Origin of the sequence: Pseudomonas aestiva, from assembly GCF_039908605.1 — a bacterium.
Taxonomy (GTDB): Bacteria; Pseudomonadota; Gammaproteobacteria; order Pseudomonadales; family Pseudomonadaceae; genus Chryseomonas; species Chryseomonas aestiva.
The window spans coordinates 1,163,874-1,187,782 of sequence record NZ_CP150916.1; the positions used below are offsets into that span (position 1 = coordinate 1,163,874).

Genomic DNA, 23,909 nt, shown 5'->3' on the forward strand with positions numbered 1-23,909 from the left:
AGCCTCCCCCGGCTACCTCTGCAATTCCAGGCGTTCAGACCACAAGAGAGGCGAAACTGCAGGAACCTGAGCGGATTTTTTGGCTAGCGGCGGCCTTACAGCCGGGGCGCATAGCGCTCGATGGCCGCTGGCAGGGCCCAGCCGGCGGCGAAGGCCAGCACCAGCACCACCAGTGGCAGCAGCACCCACCAGGTCCGCGTCGGAATCGGCTCCAGGCGATTGCCGCCGGTCTTCTGCAGCAGCGCCAGGCTCAGGCCGCAGAAGCCCCCGGCGAGCAGGGCACCGGCGAGGACGTCGGTGGGCCAGTGCACGCCCAGGTAGACGCGGCTGAGGGCGATGAGTACCGCTGGCAGGGCGGCGATCACCAGCCAGGCGAGGCGCCCGCGCGGACCGTAGCGGCGCCCGACGAGGATGCCCAGGGTCAGGAAGAAGGCGAAGGAGGCCGAGCTGTGGCCGCTGGGCAGGCTGTAGGTGGTCAGCGGCTCGGCGAGCACGTCGGGGCGCGCACGGGCCAGCAGATTCTTCAACTGGCCGTTGGCCAGGGCGCTCCCCAGGGTGGTGCCCAGGGCGAACAGCAGCGGGCGCCACTGGCGGTAGGCGGCCAGCACCAGGATCAGCACGGCGGCGAGGATCAGCTGGGTGCGGAAATCGCCCATGCGGGTGATGACCACGGCGACCAGGTTGAGCCAGCCTTCGCGATGCTCCTGGACCAGCGCCATCAGGCCTTCGTCGAAGGCGCGCAGGTGGTGCCAGCCGAACAGCAGGGCCAGCAGCCCGGCCAGGCAGAGGGCGCCGCTGATCAGCGTGGTGCCGGCGCGCTCGCGCCAGGCGCCATGGGCCACCACCGTCAGCAGCACCGCGGCGCCACCGAAGACGATGCCGGCCTGTTGCCAGAAGCCCTCCGGCAGCGGCAGGCGGAAGGCCGCGCCGGTCACCCAGCCCGGGCCGAGATAGGCGATGGACCAGCCGGCGGCGGCTACCAGGCTGACGCTGACGAATTTGACCAGGGGCATGTCGAGCATGCCGGCGATCAGCGGCAGCAGCGGGCGCAGCGGACCGATGAAACGACCCACCAGCAGACTGGCCACGCCGTATCTGTGGATGAAGCCCTCGGCCGAGCCGATCCATTCCGGATGGGTGCGCAGTCCAGGCAGGCGGCGGATGCCTTCATGGAAGCGCCGACCGATGAAATAGGACACCGCGTCGCCGAGGATGCCGCCGAGAAAGCCCAGCAGCAGGGTATCGAAGAGGTTGAGCGCGCCATTGCCGGCGGCGATGGCCACGGCGAACAGGATCACCGTGCCGGGTACCACCAGCCCGGCCAGGGCCAGGCACTCGAGAAAGGAGATGATGAAGATGGCCACGCCCAGCCACTGGTGGTGCTGGTTGATCCACTGGGTCAGGCCGTCTAGCAGTTCCGTCATCGAAAGGCTTCCTGGGGGCTGGGGGTTGCGTCCTCAGACCCATGGGGAAAGCCTTGGTTGCCTCAAGGACGCGGATCGAGACGCAACGCCTCGGGGCCGGGCGATTGTAAATCGCGCTCGGGAATTTCCCAGACCAATAACTGTGGCGGGGTTTGTCGGAAGGCGGGACTGGCGAAGTATTCGCGCGCCGCGCCGGCGAAATGCCCGCCGTCCTTGGCGAAGCGCCCGACGCTGGCGCCCAGGGCCTGCTCCAGGAACGGCAGGAAATTGGAATTGCGCGAGAAGGAAGTGCCGATCACCGCGACGTTGGGCAGGTCGCCATGTCCATGCGAAAGATCTGCGCCATGCCGCGGGCCCAGCGGATGCGCTGGGCGATATGGCGCGACAGGCTTTCGGTGGCCAGACCGGCGGCCTGGGGAATGCCCAGGTAGGCGGTGTTGTAGCCGAGCCGGTTGAGCTTGAGCGCGGTGTGGGCGTCCTCGGTCACCGTCTCGGTGGCCACGCCGCCGACCTCTTCCAGCATGGTGCGGCGGATCACCGCGCAGGAGCCGCAGAAGAAGGTGGCGTTCCACAGGTCGTTGCCATCCTGCACCAAGCCGTAGAACAGCTCGCCCTCGTTGGGCACGGTGCGAAAGGTCTTGAGATTCTTCTCGAAGGGATCGGGGGAAAAGAAGAAGTGCGGGGTCTGCAGCATGGCCAACTGTGGGTCCTTGAGGAACCAGCCCAGGCAGACCTGCAGGAAGGAACGCGTCGGCACGTGGTCGGCATCGAAGATGGCGATGTATTCGCCGTCGGTGACCTTCAGCGCCGCATTGAGATTGCCGGCCTTGGCGTGCTCGTTGTTCTCGCGCACCAGGTAGGAGACGCCGGCGGTCGCGCAGAAATGGCGGAAGTCCTCGCGCCGGCCGTCGTCCAGCACGTGCACCCGCAGCTTGTCGCGCGGCCAGTCGATGGCCTGGGCCGCCAGGATCGACAGCTTCACGATGCTCAGGGCTTCGTTGTAGGTGGGGATGAAGACGTCTACTGTAGGCCAGGCGGCCGGATCGGCGGGCAGCGGGACCGGCGTGCGGCGCAGCGGCCAGATGGTCTGCAGATAGCCGAACACCAGCACCGCCAGGGCATAGAGTTCGGCGGCCACCAGCCCGTAGCCGAGCACCATTTCCAGCGGCGTCTCGAAGCCCAGGGTGCTGGTCAGGCGCCAGTAGAGATAGCGCAGCGACGCCAGCAGCGACAGCAGGATCAGCGCGATCACCGGCAGCCGTCCGGGCAGCCGGCGCAGCAGCAGGGCCGCGCCAAAGCAGCCGATGGCGAACAGTGCCTGCTCTTCCAGTGCCAGGGGCACGCTCACCAGCAGGACGCCCAGCAGCGCGGCGGCTGTCCAGGCCAGCAGCTGCAGCCAGAGCGGCGCCACTGGCGGGGTGGGCGTTGCCTCGGCAGCGCGCGCTGCGCGGCGCTGGCGAACCTGTTCCAGGCGGTCGAGAACGCTCATGGCTAGGCGCGCGCGGCGTGCAGCGCGGGCGAGCGGCGATCGCCCAGCAATTCCTCGCCCAGCTCGGCCAGGCCGCGCGCCCAGGCGTCCTGGACGCTGGCCAGACCCTGGCCCAGCGCCAGGGCCTGTTCCAGGTCGGGGCTTTCCGGCAGAACACCCAGCAGGCGTTCGCCCCAGGAATGCGCGACGATGGCAGCGATGTCCTGGCTCAGGGGCCGGGCGGGAGCGACCCGGTTGAGCAGGTGCAGCGGAGTGACCTGACCGCTGCAGCGCTGCCACTGGCGTTCGAGGCGCGGCAGACTGGCGTAGCCGGTCGCATCCGCGGTCGTTACCCCCAGGATCCGGGTGGCCAGAGCCATGGCCTGCCGACTCAGGGGCGTCGAGCCCGTGGGGCAATCGAGGATCACCAGGGTATCGGCCGGGACGTCCAGCGCCTGCAGGCGTCGGGTCAGCCACTGGGTGTCGGTGGCCAGGGCCTGTTCCAGGGCCTGCAGATCCAGCTCGTCGGGAGCGCCGAAGGGCATCAGGCGCAGGCGGTCGTCCACCGCCAGGCAGACGGAGAGCGGCGTCCTGATCGAGCCGGTGGTGGACGAAGCTTCCTGCAGCAACAGCGAAGACAGCACGTTCTGGCTATCCAGCTCCACCAGCAGCACCGGTTGACCGCTGCGGCTCAGCGTCTGGGCCAGCCCCGCGGCGATGACCGTCTTGCCCGTGCCGCCGCGCGCCGACATCAACGCCAGGACCGGATTGGCCAGCGGCGGCAGCGCGCGACTCAGCGCCTGATCCAGGGCGACGACCGCCTGGCTGGCCTGGCGGCTGCTATGCAGCTGCGCCAGCTCCCGCGACAGCGGAGGCAGGTCGCCCGGTTCCGCCTGGCTGGCCGCCTCGGCCATCGTGATGACCGCTTCGCCCTGGGCGCTCGGCACAATCTTTGGCTGTGGCTGTGGCTGTGGCTGTGGCTGTGGCTGTGGCTGTGGCTGGGCCACAGCCGGCGTGGACGCTGTTTGTAGCGCCGGTTCGGCTGCGTCGAACTCATGGTAACGCTGGGGATCACCGCCGAAGGAGCGGAACAGATTGGCAATATCCAGCGAACGGACCATGGCGGATTCCGAAAAGGTGAAGGGTCTGGACAGGTGCTTGACGTCAAAATTATGGCTAAAAGCCATCAGGTGTCATTTTTTGCGGATACTGTCACGCGGAGTTCGTGACGCACCAATTGAAAATGCGTATGCGGGCATTGAAGCGGAGCGAACGGATAGTCTCGCTTTTTAGCGCCGGTTCACTTCAATGTTTAGATCACCTCAAGCAGCCGTCAACGTCACGCCTGGCGCCGTGCGGACGAAAGGCGCGGCCCGGGGACGGGGCGGTCGCGATGGCGACGAACGCGGGGACGAGCGGTCGTTCCGGCGGTGACGAGCCGCGTGTCCGAGGCAAAAAAAGGCCCGCGGGTGCGGGCCTTTTTCCTTATTCCTCGTTGCGCGAGCGGTAGGGCTGTGGCCGCGAGAGTTGCGGTCGGCCTTCCTGCTCTTCGAAGAAGTAGCGCAGATAGAGGTTGCCGTTGACGTCGCGCTCGTCCTGGGAATTGTCCATGCCCAGGCGACCGCCCAGGGCGAACTGCCCGCTGAGGCGGTATTCACCATTGGCGGAGAGGCTGTAGGCCACGCCGGTCTTGTTCTTGCTGCCGTATTGGCCTTCGCCGGCGGCTTCCGCGGCCGCCTGCAGGGCAGCGTCGTCCGGATAGCGATCCGCGGCGTCCTGGCGAATGGTCTGCACGCCCAGCATGCCCTGCACCTGATAGGCCCAGAGATCGCCCCGCTGTGCCCACACCAGGGGTACGCCGATGGCGAAGTAGCGCTGCGGGCTGAAGTAGCCGCCATGACCGTAGGTCAGGTGGTTCTGGTTGTTGTCATAGCCGATCGCGGTGGCCGAGAGGCCCACGGTGAACAGGCTGTCCGGGCCATTGCGCAGGTAGTAGTAGACGCCGGTGCCGATCTCGAAGCGGTCGTTGTTCTTGACGTCATGACCGGTCAGGCGATGGGCCGCGCCGTAGATGTAGGAGCCGTAACGACCATCGTCGTATCTCAGCCGCGCCAGGCCGCCGTTGGCGGTGACGCCGCCCCACTCCTGGCCGGTACGCGGATCGCGGATGCCGCCGTAGGACGCCAGGGAATCGGTCACCGAACGCCGCGACACGCTCAGGGCATAGAGCAGGTTCTCGCTGAGGCTGCTCAGCGGGCGTTCCAGGGTCGCGCCGCCGACCACGGTGCTGTATCTCAGGCCCACCGGCGAGACGCCGATGTCGCCCTTGAGCCCGCGCCCGGCATCTTCCACGGCGATGGACGCCGCTACGCCGTTTTCCTTCTGGCTGCCGTCGCTGCTGCTGTCGTTGATGCGGGTCGGGGTGACGCGCACGGCCAGACGCTGGTCGCCGGCGGGGAAGGAGATCTCCAGCGGTGCGCTGACGGTGGTCTGGCGCGAACTGCCGCTGGGATCGTAGCTGCGTACGCTGAGGCCCTGGGTGATGCGGATGCTGCGCTCGCGCTGCAACTGGCCGAGGATCTGCTCGGTGGCCAGGCTGCTCGACAGGCTGCTGGTAGGTACCACGGACAGGTCGTTGAAGGGGTTGTTGGCAGCCTTCTGCGCCTGCAGCGGATCGCTCCAGGCGTAGTCGGCGCCGCCGGCGTTGCCACCCGCGGCGGCCGGAACGGCGGCCAGGGCGTCATCGCTGCGAGTCTGCCCGGGCAGGGTGGCGAAGGGGTTGTCACTGGCGCCGGCGGCGCGGGCCGCGGATTCGCGATCCTTGCGCTCCACCTGCACCACCTGCTCCAGCAGGCCGGTCGCGGTGCCGGCCATGCCGATGTCGCGGTAGAGCAGGGCGGCGCGGCGCAGCACCAGGGGATCGCTCTGGCCGAGTTTGACCGCCTGGTCCAGGTACTGGCGGGCGGTGACGCTGTCCTGGGACTTGGCGGCGATTTCGGCGGCGCCCAGATAGAGCTCGGCGTCCTTCGGCTGGTCGCTGAGCACGTCGCGATAGAGCTGGCGGGCCTTCTGGGTGTCGCCGCTGGCCAGGTACATGCGCGCCAGGGCGGCCTGGGCGGCCTTGTCGTCGGGACGGGCCTTGAGCGCCGGCGCCAGGGTGTCGTAGGCGGCGGCCAGCTTGCCCTGGTCGGTGAGGCGATCGGCCTGACGGATGCGGTAGCGGGCGAGGAGGTCGTCGTACTGCTGCTTTTCGCCGCTGTCGAGCACCACGCCCTGCAGGTCGCGCAGGACGTTGCCCACGGTCTGGTCCTGGTTCAGCTGCAGCTGGATGCTGGCGTAGTGCAGCTGCATGGCGGGTGCCGGGCGGGTATCGCCGGTGATCATCGGCTTGAGCAGGGCCAGGCCGTGCTCGGGATCGCCGGCGGTGGCGAAGGCTTCGGCCAGGTCGCCGATCAGATCCGGATTGCGCCCGGCGCGGGCTTCCAGGCGCTGCATCAGGCTGCGCGCTTCCTCGCGGCGACCCTGCTTGGCCAGGGCTACGGTCTCGGCCAGTTGTTCGTTGAAGGTGATGCGCGCGGCCAGGGCGTTCATGTCCGGCGAACGCTGCGCCTGGGGAATGCGCATCAGGGTCTGCATGGCGCGCGGGTATTCCCCTAGCTCGTTGGACAGCAGGGCGCTGGCATAGAGCACCTCGGGGCGCTGGGCGCCATCCTTGACCAGGCTGTCCACCAGATCGCGGGCGGCGCGCGGCCGGCCCTGGCGGACCTCCAGGCGGGCCTGAGCCAGGCGCAGCCACGGATCTTCCGGGGCTTCCTTGCGCGCCTGTTCGAACAGCCGCGAGGCGCCCTGCAGATCGCCCCGCGCTTCGGCGGCTTCGGCTTCCTGCATGGCCTGGCCGGCGCGCAGGCGATCCAGGCCCTTGATCGGGCTCTTGGCGCTCGGCTGCAGATTCTTGGTGAGTTGCAGGGCTTCTTCGGTGCGGCCCAGCTCGTTGAGCGCGGCGATGCGCCCATAGTAGGCGTCGACGTTGGCCGGCTCGCGCATCAGCACCTGGCGGTAGGTGGCCTCGGCCAGTTCCCATTGGCGTTTCTGGCTCTGGATGCCGGCGAGGAACAGCTGCGCCTCGACCGCTTCGGGCTTCAGCCGGATGGCTTCCACGCTGAGATCCCGTGCCTGGTCCAGCTCGCGTTTGTTCTCGGCCGCGTGGGCGCGTTCCAGCAGGTGATGGTAGCGCGCCTCGTCCAGCGCCGGCTGCCAGGTCTTGCCGCCTTTCTGCACGGCCTGGGTCAGCAACTGCTCGGCATCGGTCCAGCGCTGCTGCGCCAGGCGGGCACTGCCCAGCTTGCCCAGGGCATCCGGATCCTGGGGCGTCTTCTTCAGCTGGGCTTCCAGCGCCTGGACGGCGGCCGCGGTCGGCGCGGCGTCGGCAGCGGCGGCCCAGGTCGCGTCGGCATGGATCAGCAGGGCGAGCAGACCAAGGGACAAGGTGAGGTGCTTGGGCATGGTTCTTTCCGTGAAGGCTGGTAGGCGTCGCTGCAGCACCTGGCGCAGAGCTGGAACGATTTCGGCTATTAGGGAATAGCTGAACGCAAGCTGAACGGCAAATACAGCCGGGGATGATTCCCGACAGGCCGTGGCGAGTCAACCAAATAGCGCAGACGAATGCCACCGCCAGGCCCCCCGGCGCTGGCCGCGCAGGGCCCGGCGACGCTATACTCTGCGGCTTTCCCACCGTCTTCCGCAGGCCGCCGACCATGACCGAGTCCGTCTCCGCCTACATGACCCGTCTTGGCCAGGCTGCCCGTGCTGCGTCGCGGGTCCTCGCTCGTACGTCCACCGGCCAGAAGAACCTGGCGCTGAACGCCATTGCAGATGCCTTGGGTGCCGATCGCGAAGCGCTGGTCGCCGCCAATGCCGAGGATGTCGCGGCCGCTACGGCTGCTGGACTCGAGTCGGCACTGCTTGATCGCCTGACGCTGACGCCGGCGCGGATCGACGCGATGATCAACGGCCTCAAGCAGGTTGCCGCCCTGCCGGATCCGGTAGGCGCCGTTCGTGACCTGAGCGCCCGGCCGTCGGGGATCCAGATCGGCAAGATGCGTGTGCCGCTGGGGGTCATCGGCATCATCTATGAATCCCGGCCCAACGTGACGATCGACGCGGCCAGTCTCTGCCTGAAATCGGGCAACGCAACCATCCTGCGCGGTGGTTCCGAAGCCATTCGCTCAAATCGCGCCATCGCCGCCTGCATTCAGAAAGGGCTGGCCGAGGTCGGCTTGCCCGCCGCTGCAGTCCAGGTAGTTGAGACCACCGACCGGGCTGCCGTCGGCGCCCTGATCACCATGCCCGAGTTCGTCGACGTCATCGTGCCGCGGGGTGGCAAGAATCTGATCGAGCGCATCAGCAACGATGCCCGCGTCCCGGTGATCAAGCACCTCGACGGTATCTGCCACGTCTATGTCGACGAGGCTGCTGACCTTGCCAAGGCCGAGTCCATTGCCTTCAACGCCAAGTGCTACCGCTATGGCATCTGCGGTGCCATGGAAACGCTGCTGGTCGATGCCAAGGTGGCCGAGGCCTTCCTGCCGGCCATGGCGCGCCGTTTCGAAGAGAGGGGCGTGGAGCTGCGGGGCTGCGAGCGTACGCGGGACCTGATCCAGGCCCTGCCCGCCACCGAGGCCGACTGGTCCACCGAATATCTGGCGCCCATCCTGTCCATCCGCATCGTCGATGGTCTGGACCAGGCGATCGAGCACATCAACCACTACGGCTCCCATCACACCGATGCGATCGTGACGGAAAGTCTCGGCCGTTCGCGGCGCTTCCTGGCCGAAGTCGATTCCAGTTCGGTCATGGTCAATGCGCCGACCTGTTTCGCCGATGGCTTCGAATACGGCCTGGGCGCCGAGATCGGCATTTCCACCGACAAGCTGCACGCCCGCGGGCCGGTGGGCCTGGAAGGGCTGACCAGCGAGAAATACGTGGTCTTCGGCGACGGTCACGTCCGTAGCTGATGAGCAGCCTGCCCATCCGCATCGGCCTGTTCGGCGGTACCTTCGATCCCGTGCACATCGGCCACCTGCGCGCGGCGCTGGAGGTGGCCGAGGCCCTGGCGCTGGACGAACTGCGGCTGATCCCCAGCGCCCGACCGCCCCATCGCGAGGCGCCCAGCGTCTCCGCCGAGGATCGCCTGGCGATGGTGCGCCTGGCGGTGGCCGACGTCGCGACCCTGGTGGTCGATGACCGGGAACTGCGCCGGACGCGCCACTCCTATACCATAGAGACCCTGGAAAGCCTGCGCGCCGAACTCGGCGATGAGGTGCAGCTGTTGCTCATGCTGGGTTGGGACGCCTTCTGCGGCCTGCCGGGCTGGCACCGCTGGCGCGAATTGCTGGAGCTGTGCCACATCCTGGTCCTGCAACGACCCGACGCCGACAGCGAGCCCTGCCAGGAATTGCGCGATTTCCTGGCGGCGCGCAGTCAGCCCGATCCCCAGGCCCTGAAGGGGCCGGGCGGGCAGATCACCTTTATCTGGCAGAACCCGCTCGCGGTGTCCGCCACCCAGATCCGCGGCCTCCTGGCCACCGGGAAGTCCATCCGTTTCCTGGTGCCCGATGCCGTGCTTGACTACATCCGGACGCACGGCCTCTATCCGGCGTCCTCCGAACCGAGGTAAGAGTTACACCATGCAAAGCGAACAACTCGTCCAGGTGGCCATCGCCGCCCTGGAAGACATGAAGGCCCAGGACATCATCTCCCTGGACGTCCGTGAGAAGACCAGCGTGACCGACATCATGGTCATCGCCAGCGGCACCTCCAGCCGCCACGTCAAGTCGCTGGCCGACAACGTGCTGGAAAAGGTCAAGCAGCAGGGCGTACGCCCGCTGGGCAGCGAAGGCCTGGAAGGCGGTGAATGGGCATTGCTCGACCTCGGTGACGTGGTCGTCCACGTGATGCTGCCGACCACCCGCGAGTTCTATGACCTCGAGCGCCTCTGGCGCGGTGCCGAGCAGAGCCGCGCCGCCCACGGCGAATAACGCCGGTGCGCCTGCGTCTCATCGCCGTCGGCTCGCGCATGCCGCGCTGGGTCGAAGAGGGCTGGCACGAGTACGTCAAGCGTCTGCCACCGGAACTGCCGCTGGAACTCGTCGAGATCCCGCTGCAGACCCGTGGCAAGAACGCCGACGTCGCCCGGCTGATCCGCCAGGAGGGTGAGGCCATGCTGGCCAAGGTGCAACCGGGCGAGCGCGTGGTGACCCTGGAGGTCACCGGCAAGCCCTGGAGCACCGAGCAACTGGCTGAAACACTCCAGCAGTGGCGCCTGGAAGCCCGCACCGTCAACCTCATGGTCGGCGGTCCCGAGGGTCTCGCGCCCGAGGTGCAGGCGCGCAGTGAACAGCGCTGGTCGCTCTCGCCGCTGACCCTGCCGCATCCGCTGGTGCGCATCCTCGTCGGTGAGCAGCTCTATCGCGCCTGGACCGTACTGGCCGGCCATCCGTATCACAAGTAGTCCGTACCTGCGATGTCGCAACCCATACGCCTCAAGGACCACGAGAAAGACGCCCAGCTCGTCCGCGCCCGCGTGACGGTCGGGGCGGTGCTCTTTCTCGTGCTCGCCTGCGTACTGGTGGCGCGCATGTACTACCTGCAGGTCATCCAGCACGACTACCACTCGACCCTGTCGGAAAACAACCGGGTCCATGTCCAGCCGATCCCGCCCACCCGCGGCCTGATCTACGACCGCAACGGCATCATCGTCGCCGACAACCGCCCCAGCTTCAGCCTGACCATCACCCGCGAGCGGGCCGACAACTGGCGGCAGACGCTCGATACCCTGGTGCAGGTGCTGGGCCTGACCGAGGAAGACCGCGAGCTGTTCGAAAAGCGCATGAAGCAGGGCCGGCGGCCTTTCGAGCCGGTGCCGGTGCTGTTCGAACTGACCGAGGAGCAGATCGCCAAGATCGCCGTCAACCAGTTCCGCCTGCCCGGGGTCGAGGTGACGGCGCAACTGGTGCGTCATTATCCCATGGGCGAGCACTTCGCCCATTCGGTGGGTTATGTCGGGCGGATCAACGAACAGGAGCTCAAGCGCCTGGATCCGGTCAACTACAGCGGCACCCACCACATCGGCAAGACCGGCGTGGAGCGCTTCTACGAGCCCGAGCTGCACGGCGAGGTGGGCTACGAAGAGGTGGAGACCAATGCCCGCGGCCGGGTGCTGCGGGTACTCAATCGCACCGACCCCAAACCGGGCAAGGACATCGTCCTGACCATCGATTCACGCCTGCAGGCCGCCGCCGAAGCCGCCCTGGGTGGGCGCCGTGGCGCCATCGTCGCCATCCAGCCCAAGACCGGCGAGGTGCTGGCCATGGTCAGCCAGCCGAGCTACGACCCCAATCCCTTCGTCACCGGGATCAGCTTCAAGGAATATTCCGAGCTACGCGACTCCATCGACCGCCCGCTCTACAACCGGGTGCTGCGTGGCCTCTATCCACCTGGTTCGACCATCAAGCCGGCGGTGGCCATCGCCGGTCTCGACAGCGGTGCCACCACGCCCCAGGCGCGGGTCTTCGATCCGGGCTACTACGAGTTGCCCAACTACGATCACAAGTACCGCAACTGGAACCACGGCGGCGACGGCTACGTGGATCTGGACATGGCGCTGATGAGATCCAACGACACCTACTTCTACGATCTCGCCCACAAGATCGGCATCGATCGCCTCTCCGAGTACATGGGCAAGTTCGGTCTCGGCCAGAAGGTCTCCCTGGACATGTTCGAGGAGGCACCGGGCCTGATGCCCTCGCGCCAGTGGAAGCGTGCCACCCGCCGCCAGGCCTGGTTCCCCGGCGAGACGCTGATCCTCGGGATCGGCCAGGGCTACATGCAGACCACGCCACTGCAGCTGGCCCAGGTCACCACCCTGATCGCCAACCATGGCAAGTGGATCCGTCCGCACCTCGCCAGGACCCTCGATGGCCAACCGCCGGTGGACAGCAATCCCATGCCCGACATCGAGCTTAGGGACCCGACTTACTGGGACAGGGCCGTCCACGGCATGGAAATGGTGGTGCAGAATCCGCGCGGCACCGCCCACAAGATCAATGTCGGCGCCCAGTACCGGATCGCCGGCAAGAGCGGTACCGCCCAGGTGGTCGCCATTCGCCAGAACGAGAAGTACAACTCGGCGGCGCTCAAGGAGCGGCACCGCGACCACGCCCTGTTCGTCGCCTTCGCCCCGGCCGACAATCCGCAGATCGCCGTGGCGGTGATGGTCGAGAACGGCGAGTCGGGCAGCGGCGTGGCCGCCCCGGTGGTGCGCCAGGTACTGGATGCCTGGCTGCTTGATGACCAGGGCCATCTCAAGGCCGAGTACGCCAAGCCCAATACCGCCGCGGCCACCGCCGCCGCGACCAAGGTGCAGCCATGAGTCTTGCTCCCAACTTCGATCGCACCATCCCCGAAGGGGACGTGATGAAGCGGCGCGCCACCCTGCTGCAGCGCCTGCACATCGACGGGCCGCTGCTGATCCTGCTGCTGATGCTGGGGGCGACCGGGCTGTTCGTCCTCTATTCCGCGGGCGGGCGCAATCTCGACCTGCTGTTCAAGCAGGCCAGCTCCTTTGGCCTCGGGCTGGTGGCCATGGCCGTCGTCGCCCAGCTCGAACCGCGTTTCATGGCACGCTGGGTGCCCCTCGGCTACGTGATCGGCGTGGCCCTGCTGGTGGTGGTGGACGTCATGGGCCACAACGCCATGGGTGCCACCCGCTGGATCAACATTCCCGGGGTCATCCGCTTCCAGCCGTCGGAATTCATGAAGCTGCTGATGCCCATGATGATGGCCTGGTACCTGTCCAAGCGCAGCCTGCCGCCCAACTTCAAGCACAGCCTGATCAGCCTGTCGCTGGTGGTGGTGCCCTTCGTGCTGATCCTCGACCAGCCCGATCTTGGCACCGCCATGCTGGTGCTGGCCTCGGGCGGCTTCGTGCTGTTCGTCGGCGGCCTGCAGTGGCGCTGGCTGATCGGCGCGGTGAGCGCCGCGGTGCCCATGGCCGTGGCCATGTGGTTCTTCGTCCTGCACGATTACCAGAAGCGCCGGATCCTGACCTTCCTCGATCCGGAGATGGATCCGCTGGGCGCCGGCTGGAACATCATCCAGTCCAAGGCCGCCATCGGCTCGGGCGGGGTGTTCGGCAAGGGTTGGCTGCTGGGTACCCAGTCTCATCTGGATTTTTTGCCGGAAAGTCACACGGACTTTATCATTGCCGTCCTCGGCGAAGAGTTCGGCATGGTCGGCGTCTGCCTGCTGCTGGTGCTCTATCTGCTGCTGATCGGTCGCGGCCTGACCATCACGGTGCAGGCCCAGACGTTGTTCGGCAAGTTGCTCGCCGGCGGCGTGACCATGACCTTCTTCGTCTATGTCTTCGTCAACATCGGCATGGTCAGCGGGCTCTTGCCCGTGGTGGGCGTACCGCTGCCATTCATCAGCTATGGCGGCACCTCGGTGGTCACCTTGTTCACCGGGTTCGGAGTTTTGATGTCGATCCACACGCACCGCAAGTGGATCGCCCAGGTTTAACACGCAACAAAGAAGGGTTAGATGCCGACAATGGGATGGATGCGTCGCTGCCTGCTGAGCCTGGGGCTCGCGGGGGCGATGGGCGTGACGACCGGCGTCGTCGCGGGTGACTACGACGCGGCACCGCTGACGCGCGACTTCATCGCCGAGATGAGTCAGAGCTATGGCTTCGCCCCGGAACAGCTGCAGGCGCTGTTCGGCGAGGTCGAGCGCAAGCAGGCCATCCTCGACGCCATCTCGCGACCAGCCGAGCGGGTCAAGCCCTGGAGCGAATACCGGCCCATCTTCATCACCGATCGGCGCATCGCCCAGGGCGTCGACTTCTGGAAGGCCCACGAAGAAGCCCTGGCCCGCGCCGAGCGCGAATACGACGTGCCGGCCCAGTTCATCGTCGCCATCATCGGCGTGGAAACCTTCTACGGTCGCAACACCGGCAACTACCGGGTGCTGGACGCGCTCTCGACCCTGGCCTTCGACTATCCGCCCCGCGCGCCCTTCTTCCGCAGCCAGCTGCGCGAATTCCTGCTATTGGCCCGCGAACAGCAGGTCGATCCGCTCAGCCTCACCGGTTCCTATGCCGGCGCCATGGGCCTGCCGCAATTCATGCCGGGCAGCTTCCGTGCCTATGCGGTGGACTTCGACGGCGACGGCCACATCAACATCTGGTCCGATCCCACCGACGCCATCGGCAGCGTGGCCAACTATTTCAAGCGCCACGGCTGGTCCGGTCGCGGACCGACCGCCATCCGCGCCCAGGTCAGTGGCGAGCGGGTGGAGGAGGGCGTGGTGGCCGGGATCGAGCCGGTCAAGAGCGTCGCCGAGCTGCGCGCCCTGGGCTGGAACGCCCAAGACCCTGCCCTGCGTGACGATTTGCGTGTAACCTCGTTCCGCCTCGACGGAGACAAGGGACCGGAGTACTGGATGGGCCTGCCCAATTTCTACGCCATTACCCGATACAACCGCAGCGTCATGTACGCCATGGCGGTGACCGATCTGGCGAACGCCATCGCCGAGCGCCATGCCGCGGAGGGTGCCAAGCCGTGATGCGCCTGACTGCCCTGGCGCGCCTGGCCGGTTGCCTGGGCGTCGGCCTGCTGCTGGTGAGCTGCTCCAGCCAGGCGCCCAAGCCGACCAGCAAGGGCGTGGCCGGGCCGGGCGGCTACCTGCGTCCGCACCGTGACGGCGCGCCCTGGTGGGACGTGGACGTCAGCCGGATCCCCGACGCCGTGCCCATGCCCTACAACGGGCCGCTGAAGAACAATCCCTACACCGTGCTGGGCAAGACCTATTTCCCGCTGACCGATTCGCGCAACTACCGCGTGACCGGCACCGCCTCCTGGTACGGCACCAAGTTCCACGGTCAGGCCACCGCCAACGGCGAGACCTACGACCTCTACGGCATGACCGCGGCGCATAAGACCCTGCCGCTGCCCAGCTATGTGCGGGTCACCAACCTGGACAACGGCCGCAGCGTCATCCTGCGCGTCAACGACCGCGGTCCCTTCTATTCCGACCGGGTCATCGACCTGTCCTTCGCCGCCGCCAAGAAGCTCGGCTACGCCGAGATTGGCACCGCCCGGGTCAGCGTCGAAGGCATAGATCCGCAGCAGTACTGGGCCCAGCGTGGCCAGGCGGTGCCCATGGTGCTGGCCCAGCCGCGCCAGGCACCGGTGGCCCAGAAGACCACCGAGACGCAGACCTTCGGCGCCATCGAGACCTATACGCCACCGGTCAACCAGCATGCCGAACCGGTGACGCCCGCGGCCGTCGACGCAAAAAAAAACGTTTCTGCCCCAGCCGCTGGGCTCTATCTGCAGGTGGCGGCCTTCGCCAATCCGGACGCTGCGGAATTGCTCAAGGACAAGCTCAGCGACCTGACCGGTGCCCCGGTGTTCATCAGTTCGACGGTGCGCAACCAGCAGACCTTGCATCGGGTCCGCCTCGGACCGGTCCAGCCGGCTGAGGTCTCCCAGCTCCAGAACAGCGTACGCGTGGCCCGCCTGGGTCAGGCGTCTCTCGTGCAACCGGATTGAAGCAGGGATGCTTCATGACGCCCAGTCGCCGGCCCCAGCCGTCGTGATCCGCCTCGCGCGGATCGACGTGGACCGAGCGGTCTGGGTCCGCTGCTCCTGCCATACCCCAACCTTTCAGAGATTCGGATGACAATCGCAAAACTCGCTCGACGCCTGCTCCTCCTAGTAACGATCGCCTGTGTCCCGGCCGTCTGGGCGGCCGAGACAATGGTTCCGGCAGCGCCCCAGCTGGCCGCCAAGGCCTGGATTCTCATGGATGCCAACAGCGGCGCCGTGCTCACCGAATCCAACTCCGACCAGCGCCTGCCGCCGGCCAGCCTGACCAAGCTGATGACCGCCTACATCGCCACCCTGGAAATCAACCGGGGTCGCATCAAGGAATCGGACATGGTCACCGTCAGCGAGCACGCCTGGCGTACCGGCGGTTCGCGGATGTTCATCAAGGTCGGCACCCAGGTGTCGGTCGGTGACCTGCTGCACGGCATCATCATCCAGTCCGGCAACGACGCCAGCGTCGCCCTGGCCGAGCACATCGCCGGCAGCGAAGACGCCTTCGCCGACATGATGAACACCACCGCGCAGAAGCTGGGCATGCAGAACACCCACTTCATGGACGCCACCGGCCTGCCGGACCCGAATCACTATTCCTCGGCCCATGACATGGCCATCCTGGCGCGCGCCATCATCAATGCCGATGCCCAGCACTACGCCATCTATTCCCAGAAGGAATTCTTCTGGAACAACATCAAGCAGCCCAACCGCAACCTGCTGCTGTGGCGCGACAAGACCGTCGACGGCCTGAAGACCGGCCACACCGACGAAGCCGGCTACTGCCTGGTGGCCTCGGCCGTGCGCGATGGCATGCGCCTGGTCGCCGTGGTGTTCGGCACCAACAGCGAACAGGCCCGCGCCGCCGAGACCCAGAAGCTGCTGACCTACGGTTTCCGCTTCTTCGAAACCCAGTCCTTCTACAAGAAGGGCACCGAGCTGGCCAAGGCGCCGGTATGGAAGGGGGACACCCGCGAAGTCCAGGCCGGTCTGGCCAACGACCTGACCATGACCCTGCCGCGCGGCCAGGCCAAGAAGCTGCACGCCGAGATGGTGCTCAATCCGCAGCTGATCGCACCCATCGCCCAGGGCCAGGTGATCGGTAAGGTCGAGGTGAAGCTGGATGACAAGGTGGTGCACACCGCCGACCTGGTTGCTCTGCAGCCGGTCGAGGAGGGTGGCCTCTTCCGTCGCCTGTGGGATAGCATTCGCCTGTTCTTCTACGGCTTGTTCAACTGATCCGTCACCCTGCAAAGGCCCGCATCCGCGGGCCTTTCACCCCCTGCCGACAGCGATCGGCCTGGAAGTCCGCATGACCGAAGACGTTCAACCCCCAAAGATCGAATTTCCCTGCCCGCGCTATCCCATCAAGGTGATCGGCGATGCCGGTGCCGACTTCGCCGAGCTGGTGCTAGACATCGTCCAGCGCCATGCACCGGATCTGGAGCGCGACACCCTGGTGACCCGCGACAGTCGTAACGGCCGTTTCCTCTCCGTACAGGTGCTCATCACCGCCACCGGCGTGGATCAGCTGCAGGCCATCCACCAGGATCTGCGCGCCACCGGCCGCGTGCACATGGTGATCTGATGAGCACTCCCGCCCCGGCCAGCCTGGGCGTGCGCCGCTGGGGCCTGCGGCCCTACGAGGCGACCCTGGAGGCCATGCGCCGCTTCACCGACGAGCGCGTCCCCGCGACCCCCGACGAACTCTGGCTGCTGCAGCACCCCGCGGTCTTCACCCAGGGGCAGGCCGGCAAGCCCGAGCACCTGCTCGCCGTGGGTGACATTCCGGTGGTGCAGGTCGATCGCGGCGGCCAGGTCACGTACCATGGTCCCGGTCAGCTCATCGCCTATGTGCTGCTGGATGTTCGCCGCAAGGGCCTGGGCGTGCGAGAATTGGTCAGTGCCATGGAAGACAGCCTGATCGCACTGCTCGCCGACTGGGGCGTGCAGGCCGCGGCCCGGGCCGATGCGCCGGGTGTCTATGTGGATGGCGCCAAGATCGCCTCCCTGGGCCTGCGCATCCGCAATGGCCGGTCCTTCCACGGCCTGGCGCTCAACGTTGACATGGATCTGGCACCCTTCCGCCGGATCAACCCCTGCGGTTATGCCGGCCTGGCCATGACCCAGCTCCGCGATCTGGTGACCGGGCCACTAGCTTTCGACGAGGTCCGCGAGTCTCTGGTCCGTCACCTGAGTCTGCGCCTGGGCTACCCCGAACCGATCACCCTGGAATCGGATTGACATGACCACTACAGTACAAGACAGCGTCCAGACCCTTACCCTGCCCGCCCGCCCCAGCAAGGTGGAAGCCGGCGTCAAGCTGCGCGGCGCCGAAAAGGTCGCACGCATCCCGGTAAAGATCATTCCCACCGAGGAGCTGCCGCGCAAGCCGGACTGGATCCGCGTGCGCATCCCGGTCACCCCCGAGGTCGAGCGCATCAAGCAGCTGCTGCGCAAGCACAAGCTGCACAGTGTCTGCGAAGAGGCCTCCTGCCCGAACCTGGGCGAGTGCTTCTCCGGTGGCACCGCCACCTTCATGATCATGGGTGACATCTGCACCCGTCGCTGCCCTTTCTGCGACGTGGGCCACGGCCGACCGAAGCCGCTGGACGTGGACGAGCCGAAGAATCTGGCGGTGGCCATCGCCGACCTGGGTCTGAAGTACGTGGTCATCACCTCGGTGGACCGCGACGACCTGCGCGACGGCGGTGCCCAGCACTTCGTCGACTGCCTGCGCGAGATCCGCAAGCTGACCCCCGGCATCCAGCTGGAGACCCTGGTGCCGGACTATCGCGGTCGCATGGACGTCGCCCTGGCGATCACCGAGCAGGAGCCGCCGGATGTCTTCAACCACAACCTGGAGACCGTGCCGCGCCTGTACAAGGCGGCGCGCCCGGGTTCGGACTTCGAGTGGTCGCTGGACCTGCTGCAGAACTTCAAGAAGCGCGTGCCCCACGTGCCGACCAAGTCCGGCCTGATGCTGGGCCTGGGCGAGACCGACGAGGAAGTCATCGAGGTCATGCAGCGCATGCGCGAGCACGAGATCGACATGCTGACCCTCGGCCAGTACCTGCAGCCTTCGCGCAACCACCTGCCGGTGCAGCGTTTCGTCCATCCGGATACCTTCGCCTGGTTTGCCGAGGAAGGCGCCAGGATGGGCTTCAAGAACGTGGCCTCGGGTCCGCTGGTGCGTTCCTCGTACCATGCCGACCAGCAGGCGCACGGCGCCAAGAAGATCAGCTGATCCTCGCGTCGCAATGAAAAAGGGCAGCCACAGGCTGCCCTTTTTTGTGGATAGACACCTTCACCCCCGCCGATCCGCTTTCAGCGCCCTTTCCCTGAGGAGAGGGTTGGGGTGAGGGCGCGCGCCATCAGCCGCGTAGCACGCCATCCACCAGCGCCTTGGCTTCTTCCTGGATGCGACCCAGATGGGCTTCGCCCTCGAAGCTCTCGGCGTAGATCTTGTAGACGTCCTCGGTACCCGAAGGACGGGCGGCGAACCAGCCGTTCTCGGTGACCACCTTGAGGCCACCGATGGCGGCGCCGTTGCCGGGTGCCTCGGTAAGGATGGCGGTGATCGGCTGGCCGGCCAGCTCCTTGGCGGTGACCTGGGCGGCGGACAGCTTGCCGAGGCGGGCCTTCTGCTCGCGGTCGGCGGCGGCGTCGATGCGCTGGTAGACCGGGGCGCCGAAGCGCTCGGTCAGCGCCTGGTAGCGCTCGCCCGGGTCCTTGCCGGTCACGGCGGTGATTTCCGCGGCCAGCAGGCCGAGGATGAGGCCGTCCTTGTCGGTGGACCAGGCGCCGCCGGCCTTGCGCAGGAAGGACGCGCCGGCGGATTCCTCGCCACCGAAGCCCAGGCTGCCGTCCAGCAGGCCATCGACGAACCACTTGAAGCCTACCGGCACTTCCACCACCTGGCGGCCGATGCCCTGGGCGACGCGGTCGATCATCGAGGAGGACACCAGGGTCTTGCCGATGCCGGCCTGCGGGCTCCACTGCGGACGGTGGGTGAAGAGGTATTCGATGGCCACCGCCAGGTAGTGGTTGGGATTGAGCAGGCCCACCGAGCGGGCGACGATGCCGTGACGGTCATGGTCGGTGTCGCAGGCGAAGGAGACGTCGAATCTGTCCTTGTTCTCGATCAGGCCGGCCATGGCGTGGGGCGAGCTGCAGTCCATGCGGATCTTGCCGTCCCAGTCCAGGCGCATGAAGCGGAAGGTCTGGTCGACGCGGGTGGACAGCACCTCCAGCGGCAGGCCATAGCGCTCGGCGATGCGCGGCCAGTAGTGCACCCCGGCGCCGCCGAGGGGATCGACGCCAAAGGTCAGCCCGGAGCCGCGGATGGCATCCAGGTCGATGACCTGGCCCAGGCCGCCGACATAGCTGTCGAGGAAGTCGAACTTATGGGTGGTGGCCGCCTTGAGTGCCTGGCGGTAATCCATCCGCCTGACGCCGTCGAGACCGGCCACCAGCAGGGCATTGGCGCGGTCCTGAATACTCTTGGTGACGTTGGTGTCGGCCGGGCCGCCATTGGTGGGGTTGTACTTGAAGCCGCCGTCGGCCGGCGGATTGTGCGACGGGGTGATGACGATGCCATCGGCCAGGCCCGAGCTGCGGCCGGCGTTGTATTCGAGGATGGCGTTGGACAGCGCCGGGGTGGGCGTATAGCCCGGCTCGCCGTTGGTCTCGGCGCAGCCGGCGTCGATGCGCACTTCCACGCCGTTGGCGGCGAGCACTTCCAGGGCGGAGATGAAGGCCGGCTCGGACAGGGCATGGGTGTCCATGCCCATGAACAGCGGGCCGTCGACGCCCTGGGCCTTACGGTATTCGCAGATGGCCTGGGTGATGGCGAGGATGTGCCATTCGTTGAAGCTGCCCTTGAGCGAGGAACCGCGGTGCCCGGAGGTGCCAAAGGCGACCTGCTGACCCGGATCGCTGGGATCGGGGCGATCGCTGTAGTAGCGTGCCACCAGGCGCGGCAGGTGGGTCAGGGTATTCTCGTCGGGGAGGCGTCCTGCGTTGGGAGCGAGCGTCATGAAAGCGTCCTGTATACGTCGGAAAGAGGCAGCGGTCAGGCACAAGGCCGGGTCGAAGAGGCGCTGTGGCACGGCGACCCTTCAATTACGCCCATAGACCCTGCTGCCCGTCGAAGGTGCAGCCTACACCGGCTGGACCTGACAGCACTGTGACGGACTCAGCCAAGATAGCCCAGGCGCAGCAGATAATGCAGGACGGCGTAGGCTCCCAGTAGCAGCAATCCAGCAAAGAACAGCCGGCGGAACAGGCGCTCATCGAGACGCTGACGCACGCGCTGGCCCAGTCCCATGCCCAGGAGGGCCGGGAGCAGCAACAGGCTGGAAGTACCCAGGCGCTCGACCGCCAGTCCGTTCTGCCACCAGAGGCCCACCAGCAGGGCCAGGGTGGCGACGGTAAAGCTCAGCCCCAGGGCCTCGATCAGCTGTTCCTTGTCCAGCGCCAGACTCTGCAGATAGGGCACCGCCGGCAGCACGAAGACGCCGGTCATGCCGGTGATCAGACCCGTGACGAAACCCACCAGCGGAGCGACCTTCCCTTCATGACGACCGGGCGCGGGCAGGCGCCAGCCCGTCCAGCCGATCAGGCCGTAGGCGACCAGCACCGCACCGAGCGCGGCGGCGAGTCTGGCGCCATCGCTCCCGGTCAGCAGCGGGATGCTGAGCAGGGTGCCCGGCACCAGGGCCAGTTGCAGCGGCAACAGGCGTTTGAACGTCTGCCGGGGCGAGGGACCGGCGCAGAATTACCAGACATTGGTGAGCAGAGAGGGGATCAGCAGCAGGGCGGCGGCTTCGGCTGGCGTCATCAGCAGTGCCAGCAGACTCATGGCGACGGTGGGCAGGCCCAGGCCCAGTACGCCCTTGGTCAGACCGGCGAGCACGAAAATCAGGGTACAGAACAGCAGGGTCATGGTCGCCTCCTCGGATGGAGGCGTTACCATGGATTTCAGGACCGCAGGTGAGAAGCCGGGATTGGCGAAGGCTGCCTACGGTCGGCACAGAGACTCTTCGGCGATGCGCTACGACCTGCTCGACCTGCGCCTGTTTCTCCACGTCGTGGCAGCGCGCAGCATCACCCTGGGCGCCGAACGGAGCCACCTGGCACTGCCTTCCGCCAGTGCCCGCATCAAGACCCTGGAAGACAGCCTGGGAACGCCGCTGCTGATCCGCCACGCGCGTGGCGTACGCCCCACGCCGGCTGGCGTGACCCTGGAGCGCCATGCCCGGGCGATCCTGTTGCGGCTGGAGGAAATGGACCAGGACCTTGCTGGCGCGGTGGCGGACAGCCGTACACGGGTGCGGCTGTTGGGCAACGGCGCCGCGGTGATGGAGCATCTGGATGAACCCCTGGCCGCTTTCCTCCAGGCGCAGCCCAGGGTGGACGTGGAAGTCGAGGAGCTGCCCAGCTCACGCATAGTGCTGGCGCTCCGCGAAGGTCGCGCCGACCTGGGAATCTTCGTGGCGGCGCCGGGTTTGGAGGATCTGCAGATCCAACCCTTTCGCGATGATCCCCTGGTGCTGGTCGCTGCGCCGGGTAGCCTGCCTTTGCCGGATGGCGCGTCGGTCGATTTCGCGCGACTGCTCGAGCAGCCCTTCGTCGGCCTGTCTCGCGGCAATGCCCTGCAGCTCCATGTGGAAGCCCAGGCGGCGCAGTGGGGCCGGGAGCTGGCGATCCGCATTCGGGTACCGAGTCCGATCCAGGCCTGCGCTCTGGTCGCCCGCGGCCTGGGCCTGGCGATCCTGCCGGCCGCCAGTCTGGTCCGGGCAGGACCGGGCGTGGCGCTGGCCAGCCACCCGCTGCGCGATGCCTGGGCGCGTCGCGAACTGGTGGTGGGCTGCCGGGACTGCAACGAGCTGTCGCCGGCGGCGGCAGCCTTGCTGGAGGTGCTGGTGGAGACCGGAAGGGAGGGTGTCGACGCAGGCTGATCAGCGACCCGGTCTCGGTTGAGACACGGATCGCCGGCAGGCGTCAGCCGCGCAGTTTGTCCAGCAGCTGATGATTGGGATAGCCGTCGGCCGGCCAGCCCTGGGACTGCTGGTAGGCGCGGATGGCCTTGCGGGTATTGGCGCCGATGATGCCGTCGGCGCTGCCCGGATCCAGGCCCAGCGCGGCCAGGCGCTGCTGCAGTTCGACGCGCTCGCTGCGGCTCAGCGGCAGATCGTCGGTGGGCCAGCTGCCGGCGATCTGGCCGGCGTCGCGATAGCGCTCCGAGAGTAGCGCCACGCCCAGGGCATAGGAGCTGGAGTTGTTGTACTTGAGGATGGTGCGGAAATTGTTGAACACTAGGAAGGCCGGGCCGCGATGGCCGGCGGGCAGCAGCAGCGAAGCGCTGTCGCTCGGCTGGGCGGCCGGTTGCGGCAGGCCGAGGCCCTGGATGCCCAGGGCGTTCCACTCGGCCAGGCTCTTGCGTACGCCCATGTCGGCCAGACTGTAGTCGAAGTTGGCTGGCACCCGGACCTCGTAGCCCCAGGGCTTGCCGTCCTGCCAGCCGGAGGCCTTGAGGTAATTGGCGGTGGAGGCCAGGGCATCGGCGGTGGAGCCCCAGATGTCGCGGCGACCGTCGCCGTCGAAGTCCACCGCGTACTGGTCGTAGGTGGTGGGGATGAACTGGGTCTGGCCCATGGCGCCGGCCCAGGAGCCGATCATGCGGTCGGCGGTGACGTCACCGTGCTGCAGGATGCCGAGGGCGGCGATGAGCTGGTCCTGGGCGAAGTCCGGGCGGCGACCTTCGTAGGCGAGGGTGGCCAGGGAGCGGATGACGCCCTTGTTGCCCATGTTGTTGCCGTAGTTGCTCTCCATGCCCCAGAAGGCGACCAGGCGCGCCGGCTCGATGCCGTAGCGGGCTTCCAGGGAGGCCAGCAGCCCGGCCTGCTGGATCAGCAGACTCTTGCCATTGCGCACCCGCAGAGGCGAGACGGCGGATTCCAGGTATTCCCAGACCGGCTTGGTGAATTCTGGCTGGCTGCGATCGGCGGCGATCACCGCCGGGTCGGGTTGCACGCCAATGAAGGCCTGGTCGAAGGTGGCGGCGGATATGCCCCGGCCTAGGGCCAGGGCGCGGAAACGGCTACGCCACTGATCGAAGCTTTCCTCCGGTTGCGGCATAGCCTCGGCCGCCGAAGCGGGGGCGTTCGCCGCGGGTGCGGGTTTGGACGAGGAGGGCGAAGAGGGCGCCGCGGTGGGCGTCGTCGGAGTCTGGGCGCAGGCGGCCAGGGCGGCGGTCAGCAGGGTGACCAGGGTTCCGGCGAGGAGGCCGCCGGTCTTGAATCCGCGGGTTTTCCCGAATTGCATCTGTCTCCACCGGACGTCTAGGCAGGAAGG

Annotated in this window: 18 protein-coding genes and 3 pseudogenes; 13 read left to right on the plus strand and 8 right to left on the minus strand. The window is 67.1% G+C overall.

Features of this window, described 5'->3' with window-relative positions; all coding sequences use genetic code 11:
- Window positions 1-95 precede the first annotated feature (95 nt).
- From AABM56_RS05420 to AABM56_RS05440, 5 genes and pseudogenes are all read right to left on the minus strand, one after another.
- On the minus strand, window positions 96-1,424 hold the full coding sequence (locus AABM56_RS05420) for a bifunctional DedA family/phosphatase PAP2 family protein (RefSeq protein WP_347883891.1): 1,329 nt from the start codon (window positions 1,422-1,424) through the stop codon (window positions 96-98).
- 62 nt (window positions 1,425-1,486) lie between these two features.
- A pseudogene (locus tag AABM56_RS05425) lies at window positions 1,487-1,744 on the minus strand (cell division protein FtsQ); the annotation flags it as partial.
- An 8-nt stretch (window positions 1,745-1,752) separates the two neighbouring features.
- Window positions 1,753-2,913 (minus strand): annotated as a pseudogene (locus AABM56_RS05430) (glycosyltransferase); the annotation flags it as partial.
- 2 nt (window positions 2,914-2,915) lie between these two features.
- Window positions 2,916-4,013 carry a cellulose synthase operon protein YhjQ/BcsQ gene (locus AABM56_RS05435; RefSeq protein ID WP_347883892.1) on the minus strand — a complete coding sequence of 366 codons (1,098 nt, stop codon included), beginning with the start codon at window positions 4,011-4,013 and terminating at the stop codon, window positions 2,916-2,918.
- A 364-nt stretch (window positions 4,014-4,377) separates the two neighbouring features.
- Window positions 4,378-7,395 (minus strand): cellulose synthase subunit BcsC-related outer membrane protein, encoded by a 3,018-nt coding sequence (locus AABM56_RS05440; RefSeq protein WP_347883893.1) that lies wholly within the window; start codon window positions 7,393-7,395, stop codon window positions 4,378-4,380.
- A gap of 251 nt (window positions 7,396-7,646) precedes the next feature.
- Here AABM56_RS05440 and AABM56_RS05445 point away from each other — a divergent pair, with 251 nt between their 5' ends.
- From AABM56_RS05445 to lipA, 12 genes are all read left to right on the plus strand, one after another.
- Window positions 7,647-8,906, plus strand: coding sequence for a glutamate-5-semialdehyde dehydrogenase (locus tag AABM56_RS05445; RefSeq protein ID WP_133863153.1), 1,260 nt, complete (start codon window positions 7,647-7,649; stop codon window positions 8,904-8,906).
- Window positions 8,906-9,568, plus strand: a complete 663-nt coding sequence (gene nadD / locus AABM56_RS05450) for a nicotinate-nucleotide adenylyltransferase (protein ID WP_133863154.1) — start codon at window positions 8,906-8,908, stop codon at window positions 9,566-9,568. The genes AABM56_RS05445 and nadD overlap by 1 nt, the downstream gene beginning before the upstream one ends.
- Window positions 9,569-9,578: 10 nt before the next feature.
- Window positions 9,579-9,929 carry a ribosome silencing factor gene (gene rsfS, locus AABM56_RS05455; protein WP_007159669.1) on the plus strand — a complete coding sequence of 117 codons (351 nt, stop codon included), beginning with the start codon at window positions 9,579-9,581 and terminating at the stop codon, window positions 9,927-9,929.
- A 5-nt stretch (window positions 9,930-9,934) separates the two neighbouring features.
- Window positions 9,935-10,402 carry a 23S rRNA (pseudouridine(1915)-N(3))-methyltransferase RlmH gene (rlmH, locus tag AABM56_RS05460; protein WP_007159668.1) on the plus strand — a complete coding sequence of 156 codons (468 nt, stop codon included), beginning with the start codon at window positions 9,935-9,937 and terminating at the stop codon, window positions 10,400-10,402.
- Between the two features lie 12 nt (window positions 10,403-10,414).
- Window positions 10,415-12,322 (plus strand): penicillin-binding protein 2, encoded by a 1,908-nt coding sequence (gene mrdA / locus AABM56_RS05465; protein ID WP_133863155.1) that lies wholly within the window; start codon window positions 10,415-10,417, stop codon window positions 12,320-12,322.
- 44 nt (window positions 12,323-12,366) lie between these two features.
- Window positions 12,367-13,470, plus strand: a complete 1,104-nt coding sequence (gene rodA, locus AABM56_RS05470) for a rod shape-determining protein RodA (RefSeq protein WP_133863160.1) — start codon at window positions 12,367-12,369, stop codon at window positions 13,468-13,470.
- Between the two features lie 21 nt (window positions 13,471-13,491).
- Window positions 13,492-14,514, plus strand: coding sequence for a lytic murein transglycosylase B (gene mltB, locus AABM56_RS05475; RefSeq protein WP_027602476.1), 1,023 nt, complete (start codon window positions 13,492-13,494; stop codon window positions 14,512-14,514).
- On the plus strand, window positions 14,514-15,503 hold the full coding sequence (locus AABM56_RS05480; protein WP_133863161.1) for a septal ring lytic transglycosylase RlpA family protein: 990 nt from the start codon (window positions 14,514-14,516) through the stop codon (window positions 15,501-15,503). Before mltB ends, AABM56_RS05480 begins: the two co-directional genes overlap by 1 nt.
- A gap of 126 nt (window positions 15,504-15,629) precedes the next feature.
- Complete coding sequence (locus AABM56_RS05485; protein WP_133863156.1) at window positions 15,630-16,790, plus strand: D-alanyl-D-alanine carboxypeptidase family protein; 1,161 nt, start codon at window positions 15,630-15,632, stop codon at window positions 16,788-16,790.
- 73 nt (window positions 16,791-16,863) lie between these two features.
- Window positions 16,864-17,139 carry a DUF493 domain-containing protein gene (locus AABM56_RS05490; RefSeq protein ID WP_133863157.1) on the plus strand — a complete coding sequence of 92 codons (276 nt, stop codon included), beginning with the start codon at window positions 16,864-16,866 and terminating at the stop codon, window positions 17,137-17,139.
- Window positions 17,139-17,795: a lipoyl(octanoyl) transferase LipB gene (lipB, locus tag AABM56_RS05495; RefSeq protein WP_133863158.1), complete on the plus strand. Its 657-nt coding sequence runs from the start codon at window positions 17,139-17,141 to the stop codon at window positions 17,793-17,795. Before AABM56_RS05490 ends, lipB begins: the two co-directional genes overlap by 1 nt.
- Window position 17,796: 1 nt before the next feature.
- The gene (lipA, locus tag AABM56_RS05500) at window positions 17,797-18,798 is read left to right on the plus strand and encodes a lipoyl synthase (RefSeq protein WP_133863159.1); all 1,002 of its coding nucleotides are present in this window, start codon (window positions 17,797-17,799) and stop codon (window positions 18,796-18,798) included.
- 127 nt (window positions 18,799-18,925) lie between these two features.
- Here the strand turns inward: lipA and pgm are convergent, their stop codons facing one another.
- Window positions 18,926-20,590 carry a phosphoglucomutase (alpha-D-glucose-1,6-bisphosphate-dependent) gene (gene pgm / locus AABM56_RS05505; protein ID WP_133859970.1) on the minus strand — a complete coding sequence of 555 codons (1,665 nt, stop codon included), beginning with the start codon at window positions 20,588-20,590 and terminating at the stop codon, window positions 18,926-18,928.
- A gap of 158 nt (window positions 20,591-20,748) precedes the next feature.
- Window positions 20,749-21,498, minus strand: a pseudogene (locus AABM56_RS05510) (sulfite exporter TauE/SafE family protein).
- A gap of 28 nt (window positions 21,499-21,526) precedes the next feature.
- On the opposite strand from AABM56_RS05510, the gene AABM56_RS05515 reads away from it, so the two are divergent.
- Window positions 21,527-22,513, plus strand: coding sequence for a LysR family transcriptional regulator (locus AABM56_RS05515; RefSeq protein WP_263259750.1), 987 nt, complete (start codon window positions 21,527-21,529; stop codon window positions 22,511-22,513).
- Window positions 22,514-22,556: 43 nt separating this feature from the next.
- On the opposite strand, the gene AABM56_RS05520 is transcribed toward AABM56_RS05515, so the two are convergent.
- Complete coding sequence (locus AABM56_RS05520) at window positions 22,557-23,879, minus strand: lytic murein transglycosylase (RefSeq protein WP_347883894.1); 1,323 nt, start codon at window positions 23,877-23,879, stop codon at window positions 22,557-22,559.
- Window positions 23,880-23,909: the final 30 nt, after the last annotated feature.

Bases quoted from the DNA above. Each gene is read 5' to 3' on its own strand.
- AABM56_RS05420 (WP_347883891.1), bottom strand. From the start codon at position 1,424: ATGACGGAACTGCTAGACGGCCTGACCCAGTGGATCAACCAGCACCAC.
- AABM56_RS05435 (WP_347883892.1), bottom strand. From the start codon at position 4,013: ATGGTCCGTTCGCTGGATATTGCCAATCTGTTCCGCTCCTTCGGCGGT.
- AABM56_RS05440 (WP_347883893.1), bottom strand. From the start codon at position 7,395: ATGCCCAAGCACCTCACCTTGTCCCTTGGTCTGCTCGCCCTGCTGATC.
- AABM56_RS05445 (WP_133863153.1), top strand. From the start codon at position 7,647: ATGACCGAGTCCGTCTCCGCCTACATGACCCGTCTTGGCCAGGCTGCC.
- nadD (WP_133863154.1), top strand. From the start codon at position 8,906: ATGAGCAGCCTGCCCATCCGCATCGGCCTGTTCGGCGGTACCTTCGAT.
- rsfS (WP_007159669.1), top strand. From the start codon at position 9,579: ATGCAAAGCGAACAACTCGTCCAGGTGGCCATCGCCGCCCTGGAAGAC.
- mrdA (WP_133863155.1), top strand. From the start codon at position 10,415: ATGTCGCAACCCATACGCCTCAAGGACCACGAGAAAGACGCCCAGCTC.
- rodA (WP_133863160.1), top strand. From the start codon at position 12,367: ATGAAGCGGCGCGCCACCCTGCTGCAGCGCCTGCACATCGACGGGCCG.
- mltB (WP_027602476.1), top strand. From the start codon at position 13,492: ATGCCGACAATGGGATGGATGCGTCGCTGCCTGCTGAGCCTGGGGCTC.
- AABM56_RS05480 (WP_133863161.1), top strand. From the start codon at position 14,514: ATGCGCCTGACTGCCCTGGCGCGCCTGGCCGGTTGCCTGGGCGTCGGC.
- AABM56_RS05485 (WP_133863156.1), top strand. From the start codon at position 15,630: ATGACAATCGCAAAACTCGCTCGACGCCTGCTCCTCCTAGTAACGATC.
- AABM56_RS05490 (WP_133863157.1), top strand. From the start codon at position 16,864: ATGACCGAAGACGTTCAACCCCCAAAGATCGAATTTCCCTGCCCGCGC.
- lipB (WP_133863158.1), top strand. From the start codon at position 17,139: ATGAGCACTCCCGCCCCGGCCAGCCTGGGCGTGCGCCGCTGGGGCCTG.
- lipA (WP_133863159.1), top strand. From the start codon at position 17,797: ATGACCACTACAGTACAAGACAGCGTCCAGACCCTTACCCTGCCCGCC.
- pgm (WP_133859970.1), bottom strand. From the start codon at position 20,590: ATGACGCTCGCTCCCAACGCAGGACGCCTCCCCGACGAGAATACCCTG.
- AABM56_RS05515 (WP_263259750.1), top strand. From the start codon at position 21,527: ATGGATTTCAGGACCGCAGGTGAGAAGCCGGGATTGGCGAAGGCTGCC.
- AABM56_RS05520 (WP_347883894.1), bottom strand. From the start codon at position 23,879: ATGCAATTCGGGAAAACCCGCGGATTCAAGACCGGCGGCCTCCTCGCC.